Below are 11561 nucleotides of genomic sequence, written 5' to 3'. Positions count from 1 at the left end.
GGTCCCTCCGTCGAGCACGTCATTACCGGCCTGGCCATTCAAAGTGTCATCACCGCCCAGCCCGCGAATGACGTTGTCCTGGCCGATGGCGCCGGCAATAGTGTCAGCACCTTCAGTGCCTACCAAATGCTTAGCTACTTCAGATGCTGTCCAAACTACTCCATCGGAAAATCTAAACTCTTCAATGGAATAAACCGCGCCAGTAAAATAGCTTTGAATTGTGAGGATGTCTCCATCACCGTAACGAATTATTAAGTCGGCGTAACCACTTCTTTCAAATCCGGCGATCTCGCTTGATTTAATGTCTGTGAAATAAATTACATCTATATCGGTATTGAGTCCTTCCTCTGCCACCACGTCGAGACCACTGCCTCTTTCAAAAACAAAGGTATCTGATCCAGCACCGCCAATTAACTTGTCTTGACCTCTTCCTCCATTTAAAGTGTCTTGCCCCCACCCTCCATTCAAAACATCATCTCCATTGAGTCCGATAATCATATCGTTTGATTGCCCACCAATTACTTGAGAACCCTCCTGAGCTGAAACTATAAAGTTTTCATTCACGGAAAAGGCGGGTGCGCTTTCTCCAATGTAAAAAAAATGCTGGCCAGATAAGTGATTCTTTAAGTCAGCAAAGCTCGCGCCGTCCAAGTCAGTTAGCCAGCTTGAAAGAAGCGAAGCAATGGAGATATTTGACTTTACACCCTCTATGACAGAGCGTAACTCTATCGCATCTATAATTGCCTGTAACGGGGTCGCGTCGTAAATGGTTTTTAACTTTTCTGTCAGTGGTTCATAGTTGGCTTGAATGCCTGATGATGTCTGTGATAGGTCGATCAAATCGGTATAGCTGTTAAGTCGCGTTTGCAGTAGTAGAGAGTTATATAATGAGTTGCTCAATTGGTTATATGATGAGCTGAGAAAGTCTTCTTGGCTCTGGTTCACTACTAGGTCTTTTTCGGTTAAATAAATTCCGTTCAATACTTGGGGTGGAGTAAAATTTCGCACAAGGACAAATTGTCCGGAAGTTATTGTTATAGTGGCGCTGCCGTCCGCATTGGTTTTGCTTGAGAAGTTAAAAAAATTCTGATTGTTAAATGCTTCTAGTATGGAGATTTTTTCTATGAGCTCTTTGTCTTTAAGCTGGTCTGCATCAGGAGCTCCGTTGGCAGATACCTCCCACGAATAGGCGAAGTGTAAGCTTGTGCCGTTGATTTTAATGTTTTCAATTCTTTCACCGATGCTGTCAAAAACAGCTGATTCCGCCCATTCAGACAATATTTTATCTAATAAGCCGATCTGGTCGCTGCGTGTTGTGCTTTGAGAATATTGTCTAAGTGTTTCCGCGAGTTCCGGGTTCAAATTTGCGGATTCTATCAAATTACGAACTGCGCCAGATCCCTTCATGTCAGGTAGTTTTTCGGTTCCAAGAGCAAGATCAATGACGTCGGAAAAATCTCTGTAAAATGGATTCGTAGCAAGATCAAGATTGACCGCGACGCTTTGGTTTCCGTTTACCCCGCCCACGTGCCCATCTGAAAATACAAAGCTACCTACGTCAGTGATTACATTATCATTACTAACTTCTCCCGACTCGATGGATTTGATGTTGATCGATTCGATGCCCAGTTCGTTCAAGCTAGACAGCTCAGATAATTGCGAAACACCGTCCCGATTTTTATCTTGCCAAACCCTTACTTCACTGAACAGTGGATCCTTTGCGTCAAATACGCCATCACCATTTATATCCAGATCGTTCAGCGCTTGAAATCCAGTTTTTGCTTTGGTACCGTCAGTCCTTATGGTGTCTCCACCAAATAACTCTTTGCCATTATCTATTAGCCCATTACCGTTCTTGTCCAACACCAAGAATCCATCATCACCCGAAACCCAACCGGTGCCAGTTTTAACACCGTCGCCATCGAAGTCAAAAGTTATACCTTGATTTGAGCTAATGGTTTCAATGCCATCGTTATCTAAGTCAAGCGTAAGCGGATCTGCCCTGCGGACAAAATTGAGTGCAGAAGAGAAACCAACATTTACTTGCTCATCGACTCCTGCGAAAGGAGAAAAATTGTGAGCAAAATTTTGATATATAGAAGCAATCAAAGGGTCGGTAATTAACGTTGGGTTGGTTGCCCCAAATTCAATCGCTTCATTAACATCGTCTTGAGTTAAAAAGTCCCTAACATAAGGATACGCTTCATATGCAAATATTAACGCACCTACCGCGCCTACGATCGTAAGCGTCACCGGGGAGGCTAGCCCTGCTAAGACGCCGAAGCCGGCGCTGACAGATGCGACATCATATAAGACATCGCGCACATCTTTTTCAGTGACAGTTCCATCGTCTAACTTGTCGAAAAAGTCCGCTAAGCTACCGACCATTCCCCCTTGGCCGCTGAGAAACATTCCATAAGCTTTGCCAATCGGTCCTCCTAATTTGGCGCCCGCATTACTAGCTAGAAATTGTATGGCATTTGTAGCAGTTTCAATTCCTTCAGCGGAGCTCATGTTAAATTCCTTTAGTGAAATATTGCTATTATAATAAGTCCTGCTATTGCAGCGATGCTGCCAGCCACTCTTGCAGTGAATGTTGATTTATAATAAATGAGTTTATGTCGCTGTTCTTTGTTTGGCGCTTCAGCAGATTTTAATCGAGCGATCTCTGATTTAACCGACTTTGAATATCCAAACACATCAGAGGCGTATAGAATAATTCCCACCCCTATTACTAATAATGCAGAGCCTAAGCCAATCATCTATGATTCCTTTGCGAATATGTAAGCATAAGGGCTGGTTGCGACCTATGCGGTCTCGGCTGGATGCGCCCGTTAGATAGGATGGTGCTTGGTAACGTAGATTTCGAAACCATCCAGTAATGTATGTTGATTTCAAATCTTTTCTTAGTTTTACCATTTTTTTTGCTAACAAAAATCCAAGCGAAGCTATCAGTGGTGCTTAGGGTGCTGACTAGACTTTGCTCCAAGTCCCTGGAAAGGTAGGTGAATGTAGCGTTAGTGAATTGGAATAATGGAAGTGAATGCTCCGGCATTTTTTTGGCTTCCTTGCATTGCAAAAATCACTAAAAATCGTTGCCTCTGTTCGATAGTATGCAGTTCAGCAATCGGAGCGAAAGGTTGAGCTGACGATCGGTAAATTTTTTTTTTCTGAAGGTCGCTTGAAATTTCGATTTTCTAGTCTATGTGAGATTCGGATTTTGAGGATCTTCTTATTGTATTTTTTCAATCTGAATAAGAGTGTGCATTTCTGTGGTTCAAGATGTGTTTGACAAGCTATTCCAGATGCAATCAGGTCAGCTATTTTTCTCTAACTCATTGATTGAAGGAGGAACAATGGTCTGCTGGGATGGCTACGTTACTGAAGCATAAACTCTATTGGAGGGCTTAGAGTTATATGTTGTATACAATCATGAATAAGGCTGCTGAAAGAGCGTTATTCGGAGCGTACTTTTAGTTGTTTAGATGCACTATTTGGCTAGGAGGGGCGGCTATGCCTATGAGAGTCGAGGATAGAAGCTGCGCCGCGAGGCCATTGGGTTTTTAGATTTCGCTGAAGACGGTGAAGATTCCTTAAGCTAAAGTGAACTTCATCGCGCCCCTTCCAATGGCTTGCTCTGCCAAAATCGGCTTTCACTAAGCTCCCAAAATGCCTATGTCTACGATCATCGTAGAATGGCTTCACTACAGCCGATGTTAGCACTTTTTCTAGAGAGCGCTAGGTTTGGCGCTTTTGCTATAGACGTTTACCGAAGTATTATCCGTACATATATAAAAGATCGTCGATCAGCTCAAGCTCCTGCTTTGTGTACTGGACCTTGTTGTACCGTCTAATGTCCTCGAGCACACCTCTTATCGGAACCTGCCGCGAAGGGTCCTGTACAATTTCGATCAGACGGTCGTAATCCGGATCTCTTCCCTTGAGGTATTTTTCAATCAGTTCTTTGAGCGCTATGCGCGCCTCTAGATCGGTCAGCACTGTTACTTCTCCGGCAAGATGGTGACTTCATCCGCTTTGATGATGGTGGTGGTACCCGGTTTGGGGATGAGTTGCTGCGCACCACCCGTACCGTACTCAGGGTAGGCTTTGGTGAACGGTTCCAGATTAGGACCTTTCCCACCAAGCTCGTACGGCACTGTAGCGTTGGGCACACCATCTTTGTAGAGTTGAAGCGTGTCAAACTTCAAACGTAGACGCCCATCGCTCCATGCCGGATCCGGGTCGGCCGCGGTAACGTGCTTCGGTGCTCGTACCTGGAAAGCTTCCGTTGCGGCATCTCCCGTCTCAAATTTTTCAAAACCAAAATACGAGAGCCTTGCTTCCTGAGTGTTGATAGTGTTTTGCGCGTGAGTGTTCACCGTTCCATCAGCATTCTTGTAGCCCATATATCGGTAACCTGTCGCGGGCAAAGTCGAGTCCGGCCCGGAAGGACCGACATAGAAGTCTGGCTTCGACTCGACGACTGCCGGTGGAGTGACGTCTCCAGTCTTTACGCTGGAGTCTGCAAGGGTAGGGGAAGTGCTCGGAGAAGATGATCCTCCAGGCTTGGGGCAGTTCGCAGCGGGCTTCATTGGTGCCTTTTTCGCAACACCAGAAATCGCTTTAGTAATCGCCCTGAACATTAGACCGAGCGGGTCTACCCAGCCGGTAGGGTTGGGGGCGTACTGGTAGTTGTTCAGGCCACCTGCAAGCTTTACCGGGTCGGGGGTTAGAAAACGTCCTGTGCTCGGGTTGTAGTACCGGTGGCGGTTGTAATGAAGTCCACTCTCTGCGTCGAAATACTGGCCTTGAAACCGTAGCGGGTTGTCGATCTCCGCGACATCCAGCGCAGCCAGGTTTCCATAGGCCCGATACTTGGCCGACCACATGATCGCGCCGCTGTAATCGGTAAGCTCCTGCGGCGTGCCCAATTGATCGAGCTGATAATAGAACGGCGTGGCTTTCAGTGGGCCTTCACCGTCGAGCATCGCCAAGGGGCGAAAGCTGTCCGGCTCATAGACATAGGTGCGATATCGATTTTCACCACTCTCTACAATCAGCCGTTCGCCTTGCCAGAGGAATTCGGTGGCGTGGCCATCGACTGTTTTCTCGATACGTCGACCGAAGGCGTCGTACTTGTAGGTCGCGATACTGCCGCCGGGGAGGCTGACGCCGATCAAGCGATGCTGGCAGTCATAGCTGTATTCAGTGACGAGCTTCTGTCCGGTACCTCGCCGCTCGCGAATCAGATTTCCGTAGGCGTCGTAGTCGTAGTGACGGTCGCCCTGCATGAGCAGCCGGTTGCCTTGGACGTTTGCAGCGTTGGCGGTGCCTTCGTTGTTCTGGCCCAGCAGATTGCCGGCAGGGTCGTGCGCGAAGCTCTCCGGTGTTGCACCCCGGACGCTGATCAGGCGATCCAGAGGATCGTAATGAAAGTTGCGGGAGCCTTTGAAGCTATCATTGATGCCTGCAAGGTTACCCGCCGCGTCGTAGTTATATCGGCGCTGCAGTACGATGCTGTCGCGTTGGCTGACGCTGTGAGCCTGCAAGCGCCCCTGATCGTCGTATTGATACTGACTCAACAACAAGCCTTGTTGACGTTGCTGTTCACGACCAGCCTTGAACTGGTGAGATGTGAGGCGAGAACCGTTGAGGTCAATGTTGCTGAGATTACCCCCGGACAATCGGCGATAGTCGAGCTTGCTACCGTCCGGTAGACGGCAATGTTTGAGTTGACCGACGCTGTCGTACTCGTAGCGCAGGGTCCCCCAACCCTGATGCTCGGTGATCAGCCGATCTTGGGAGTCGTATTCATAAGCCAGTGGCCAGTGACCGTCATCGACATTGACCAGGCGACCGAGCGCGTCATAGCTGTAGTGAATTTCCTCACCATCAGCCAGTGTTTTCACGAGCAGGCGGCCAGCGGAGTCACGCTGATATTCGGTGACCAGTTCGCTACCGTCGTCGCCGTACTCAGTTTTCTTCAGCAGGTTCCCATTCAGGTCGTATTCGTAGGCAGTACGGCGACCATCAAATCCAGTTTCCTGCTGTATGAGCCCGTTTGAGTAATAGTCGAGCTGATAATGTTCGCCCCGCTCATTTTCGATCTCAGTCAGCAGCAGGCGTGAGTTGTCATAGCGATAGCGCAGCTCACTGCCGTCCGGGTTGATGCGGCGGCTGACAAGTTGCAGGTTGTCGGCGTATTCGTAGCGAGTAATACGGCCCAGTCCATCGCGCTCGGCTGTGACTTTGCCGTAGGCGTTATAGGTATAAGTGCGGGTCGCACCGCCAGGCTGTGTGGTCTGCGTCAAGCGGCCAGCCGCATCCCATTGGTAATGGGTGATCGAGCCGTGTTCGTCCTGGCGGGTGATTTGACGACCCAGTGCGTCGTAGCGGTATTTACGACGACCACCATCGGGCAATGCTTCTTCGAGCAATTGACCCAGTCCATTCCAGGCGAGCTGATGCCGTCCGCCGTCTGGATGAACGATCTCTAGCACACGACCTTGGGCATCGTATCTGTAGTGTGTTTCGTTGCCGTCAGGATCTGTCTGGCGGGTGATATCGCCTTGGCTATTTCGCTGGTATTTCCAGCTCGCTTTACCTCGGTGAATCTCACTCACAAAGCCATGTCGATATTCGTAGAACGTCGGCGCATCTTCAGGAGGAATAACAACGGCAAGCAGGCCGGCATCGTTGTAACGGTATTCGGTAATTGCTCCGAGAGGATCCTTTTCTGCAATCAGCCGACCTTTGTCGTCATAGGCCTTCTGAGTCTCAGCGCCGTCCGCAGCGGTCTCGCTGATGAGTCGAGCATTTTCGTCATGCACATAAACTTGCTCGCTACCATCAGCGTTTGTAACGGTAACCTTGCCGGCATCGTCCCAAGCGTACTGCGAGTCCATCTGCGAAAAACTGGCCCAGTGACGGATGCTGCGTGACGATTTGCCTTCGTTTTCCCACTCCCAGAAAAAGCTCGCACCACCGGCCAGTTGTCGTTCCAAAATGACGTGATGGTCGTTGTAACGGTAGTGTTCAGTTTCACCGGCAGCATTGGTGGCGCTGATGAGCTGGCCTTGCGCGTTGTACCGATAGGTCACCAGCGTTTGAACGGTGATCCAAGGCTCCTGTCGTTGACCCTGATCCGTGTACTCAGCACGGCGCTGCTGATAATCCACGGCAACGATATGACGGTCTTCGTGGCGGACTAAAAGGGAGCGTCCGGCGTTGTTGTCGATGCGTTGGATTCGGTCAGCGAAGTCGTAACTCAGCTGTAACTGGTTGTTGTACGCGTCACTGATGGTGATCAAGCGGCCCGCACGGAAATGATAAAAGCGCGGATTCTGCCCGGCCTGCGTCAGGATGAGTTCGCCTGGCGTCGATCCCAGGTAGATGGCCGCTTTCGACAGGCTGTTGATAATGGCGGGGCGTTGCTGCGTCGGCATGGGAAAACGAGTGGTTCGGTTTTCGTTATCCGTCCACAGGACGCCCTCATCATCCAGATCCAGTCGATGAGAAAGAGCGTGGCTCCATCCAAACCCAAGGCGGCTGTCGATCTCGACCGCACTAGTGCGATAAAGGCGCGTCCACTCAAACGGTAGCAGGCCATCGAGTTGGCCATCGGTGAGAGTCAGTAATTCTTCGCCCGTGACCATCGAGACCGGGCAGCCATTGGTGCAGGTGTCTTGCGCCGGCGCCGCACTCTTGTCGTCAGGATTCTTCGATTGTTTCGAGGCGTCATCAGGGCGCTTGCCGTGTTCAACGGTCGCATTACGTTTGCCATCAAAACGTAGCTGCGCGACTCCTTTTTCTACTCGCGTTGCTACTCCACGAGCGGCGACCGCGACGTATTTGCCGACGTAACCCATGAAGCCCTTGATGATGCTGAATAACGACTTCACGAATCCGGTGACAGCTTTGACGATGATCTGGCCGTACTTCGCTAAACGTGCGGCCAGATAAAATAGCCCGGCGCCTTCGGCTGCGACGGTCAATACGACCGAAATCACGATGTCGATGAGAATTCCGATGACGGCTGCAGATGTCATCTTCGCCGTTTGGCCAGCCGCCTGCGTCGGTGGCAATGCTGAAACCCAGATTGAAGCGCAATGCACCATCAAGAACAGCGCAGCCTCGTCGCTGGCAAGCAACATGGCCTGTTTCATCACATCTGGCGCCTCTTTGGCCAGCTTGATCAGTTCCTCTGCACCGGCCCCTAAATCCTCTGCGAACTTTTTAGGGTTTTGAAGGATGTCCAAGGCCTTTGAGATGCCATCCCAAACGCCTTTGATAGCTTCCCATCCACCTTCGAGAATGCCGACCCCAATTGCCATCGCTTTGGCTGACGCACTCTGATTCGACCACTGCGGTTTGAAGCCTGCCCATTCTTTGCGCAGGAATCCTTCGAGATCGGCAGCTAAGCCGTCGTAGGATTTGAACAGCGTGTCGATCTGCGCAGGCGTCACCTGATCGTGGACATGGATTTTATAGGATTTTCCAGGCTGTCCCTGAAAACTGCCTTTGCCCTGTTTGTCCAAGGTAATCGTCGACTTGGCGCCCCCGTCCACGGCAATGATATCGACTTTGATATCGCCGATAGGAATGTCGAAAACCGATTCGAATTTGCTCTCAATCAGCAATGGTCCTACAAGCGGGCACTTGGCGACGTATGAAAAATCACCATCAGTCATGCTGACAGACTTGCTCGAGTCACCGGCCTTGATCACGCGCTCCATACCAAGCAGGGAGGGCATGTCAGCTGCTCGGCTGGCTTTGTCAGCAAGCTGTGCGTACCAGCTCTTGGTTTCCTCGCGGTACAGCTTGAGGCTGTTTTTGAAGGAGTCCAATTGGGTTTCAATAGTGGCAACGCGATCCATCAGCCTTGCTCCAGAATCAGGTGGTTTAACAGTGCTTCTTTAAGGTTTTTCGGCGCATCCGGGTGGCGCACGAAACGGCTGACTTTCAGCTTCAGGTTGTTCTCTGGCCAAGCGTTGTAAATGTCCGGACGTTCTTCTTCGAGCCATTGCAGGAGATTGCCAATCAGTGTCGAAGGGTTTTCCTTGGTCAAACTGTCCAGCAACGGCTTCGGCACTTCCCACCACGGCCAATCCCGCACCTTCGGCAAAACCCGTGTCCCAACCTCCAGCGTTTGCCCGTTAATCAGATACCGTTCAAACACCGGCAGCACTTCTCCGGCCTTGTCTTCCAGCCCCTTCAGAATCGGGTAGATATGCCTGCCATCCCAGAACCGGAAAAACACCTCAGTCCCGTCAGGCATCTTCACTTGTGTCAGGCTGCGCAGGTGCTCGAACACGTCGTTCGGTTCGGCGCGTGAGACGGCCAGCCAGCCCCAGTCGAGGGCGTCGGTTTCGGCGATCCAGGGCAGGAATGCCGAGTTCGGTTTGAGTTCGGTGACGTAGGGCATCACCGGTTGCCAGGTGGAGTAGGGCGTGCCGCCCCAGATCGGCAGGAGCTGGGCGGTGGGTTCGGTCAGGTACAGGGTTTTCAGCGCGTCGGCATCGCTTGCTGCGCTGACGATCAGGTACAGGCGCTCGCCAGTCTGCAACGGCTGTTGTGCCAGCCAGTCCTTGGGTGTCAGTCGATCAGATGGCACAGGCACCTGCCTTGCATTTTTCGCACTCTTCGCAGAACGGCGCATTACGTTTGAGAGTGTTGATTTGCGCCGGGGTCAGCACGGCGCCAGCCTTGTCGGCATCCGCCTGCTTCAACACGCCCGGCAGCAGTGGGGCGGCGCCGGTGCCGCTGCCCGGTCCACCACCGGAGTTGATGTTGATCGCCGGCCCGCTCATGGTCACGCCGCCGCCGTCGATCTTGATGAAGCTGCCACCGCCGACCAGCGTCAGTTCAGCCCCGGCTTCCAGCACCACCTTCATGCCACTGCTCAGGTGAATTTCCTGGCCGGCGTCGATGAATTGTCCGGTGCCGATCTTGATGTGCTGGTTCACGCCCACGGTCAGGTGGTCGTTGGCCCGTGCTTCGACTTTGCGGTCTTCATAAACCGTGTGGTGTTCTTCGGCCTTGAATTCCGTGTAGCTGTTCTTTTCCACGACGTCGTGGCGTTCGTTGCCGACGCGGATTTTCTGGTCGTGTTCGATGTTCTCGTCCCAGTCGCGCTGGGCGTGGAGGAAGATCTGTTCCTGGCCTTTCTTGTCTTCGATGCGCAGTTCGTTGAAGCCGCCACCGCCCATCGAGCTCAGGGTTTTGAAGGTGGTGCGGGTCTTGTTCGCCGGCAGGGCGTACGGGACGGTGTTTTCCTTGTGGTACAGGCAGCCGCTGATCAGCGGCTGGTCGGGGTCGCCCTCGAGGAATGTCACCAGCACTTCCATGCCGATGCGCGGGATGGCGATGCCGCCGTACTGGGCGCCGGCCCAGGCGCTGGAGACACGCAGCCAGCAGCTGGTCTTGTCGTCGGCCTGGCCGTCGCGGTCCCAGTGGAACTGGACTTTCACGCGGCCGTATTCGTCGCAGTGGATTTCTTCGCCTTTCGGGCCTGTGACCACGGCGCTCTGGCTGCCGAGGATGCGCGGTTTCGGGTGGCGCAGGGGCGGGCGGTTCGGCACGTCCCACGGGGTGGCCTGGAAGCGGTTGCGGTAACCCTGATGGAAATCGTCTTTGAGCGCGGTGGTGTCGCTGGTGACCGACTCTTCCAGCACCTGCGGCTGCTTGCCTTCGTGGTGGACTTCGGTGAGCAGCCACAGGTCATTCCACTTGGCCTTCGGGTGTTCTTTGAGTGCGAGGAAATGGCCGCTGACCAGCAACGGCTGGTCGCTCTTGCCTTCGGCGAGCTGGAAGTCGCTGCGATGACGTTCGAGGGCGCGTTTGGCCAGGTGTTTGCCGCGCTCGCGGTCGATGAAACGGCCCGGGTAATCGTAGTCCTCGAGGTCGGGGAGGGCGTCGCCGCGGTTTTCGCTTTCCAGCGTCAGGCGCGGTTTTTCGAAGTCGTAGTCGCGGCGGGTGGTGCGGCTGGTACGGGTTTCCAGGCGCAGGTCGAAGCGTTTGATCACCGGGTTGCTGGCGACCATGCCGGAGTCCTGCTGATAGGCCACCGGCGCCAGTTTCTTGAACACCGTCTGGTCGTCGCCGAACACCAGTTTGTGGCCCGTGGCGCTGTGCTGGAAGTGGTAGTGAATGCCTTCTTCTTCGCACAGGCGCTGGATGAAATGCAGGTCCGATTCGTCGTATTGCACGCAGTAAATGCGGTCGGGGTAGATCGAGCCGGTCTGGAAGGCGTAGGCGTTGCCCTGGATGCCGTGTTCTTCGAGGACCTTGCCGATGATTTTCGGCACGCTGAGGTTCTGGAAGATCCGCTGGTTGATCCGGTGCGCCAGGTACGCCAGTTGCGGGCGCAGGGTCACGGAGTAGCGCGTCAGGCGCTTGCCGGAATCGCCTTGCGCGGCGCGGTAGATCAGGCCGTGGATACCGCTGCCGTCGGGCGACAGCTGCAGGAAGGCCGGTTTGTGCAGCAGGGTTTCGAGGTCCAGCGACGGCTGCTCACTGACCAGCTCCACCTCGAACACAAAAGGCTGGCTGATGGCTTCCCG

At 52.8% G+C, this 11561-nt stretch carries 6 protein-coding genes; all 6 read right to left on the bottom strand.

The annotated features are described in order from the left end of the window. On the bottom strand, positions 1-2514 hold a 2514-nt coding region (locus tag ACTJKS_RS27745), incomplete at its 3' end, for a calcium-binding protein (RefSeq protein WP_440829048.1). A gap of 11 nt (positions 2515-2525) precedes the next feature. Continuing rightward, positions 2526-2762 carry a hypothetical protein gene (locus tag ACTJKS_RS27740; RefSeq protein WP_440829047.1) on the bottom strand — a complete coding sequence of 79 codons (237 nt, stop codon included), beginning with the start codon at positions 2760-2762 and terminating at the stop codon, positions 2526-2528. Positions 2763-3777: 1015 nt separating this feature from the next. Continuing rightward, complete coding sequence (locus tag ACTJKS_RS27735; RefSeq protein ID WP_025112114.1) at positions 3778-3999, bottom strand: hypothetical protein; 222 nt, start codon at positions 3997-3999, stop codon at positions 3778-3780. A gap of 2 nt (positions 4000-4001) precedes the next feature. Then, entirely contained in the window at positions 4002-8876 is a 4875-nt protein-coding gene (locus ACTJKS_RS27730) for an RHS repeat-associated core domain-containing protein (RefSeq protein WP_440829046.1), read from the bottom strand. Continuing rightward, complete coding sequence (locus ACTJKS_RS27725; RefSeq protein WP_440829045.1) at positions 8876-9613, bottom strand: DUF4123 domain-containing protein; 738 nt, start codon at positions 9611-9613, stop codon at positions 8876-8878. The genes ACTJKS_RS27730 and ACTJKS_RS27725 overlap by 1 nt, the downstream gene beginning before the upstream one ends. Beyond that, positions 9603-11561, bottom strand: a 1959-nt coding sequence (gene tssI / locus ACTJKS_RS27720) for a type VI secretion system tip protein TssI/VgrG (protein WP_440828837.1), incomplete at its 5' end; no start/stop codon positions are given. The genes ACTJKS_RS27725 and tssI, both read right to left, overlap by 11 nt.

The organism is Pseudomonas sp. 22189, assembly GCF_052045635.1.
Classification (GTDB): domain Bacteria; phylum Pseudomonadota; class Gammaproteobacteria; order Pseudomonadales; family Pseudomonadaceae; genus Aquipseudomonas; species Aquipseudomonas parakoreensis.
This window is presented reverse-complemented; position numbering and strand designations above follow the sequence as displayed.

Coding starts and splice junctions, on each gene's coding strand:
- ACTJKS_RS27740 (WP_440829047.1), bottom strand. CDS start 2,762: ATGATTGGCTTAGGCTCTGCATTATTAGTAATAGGGGTGGGAATTATT.
- ACTJKS_RS27730 (WP_440829046.1), bottom strand. CDS start 8,876: ATGGATCGCGTTGCCACTATTGAAACCCAATTGGACTCCTTCAAAAAC.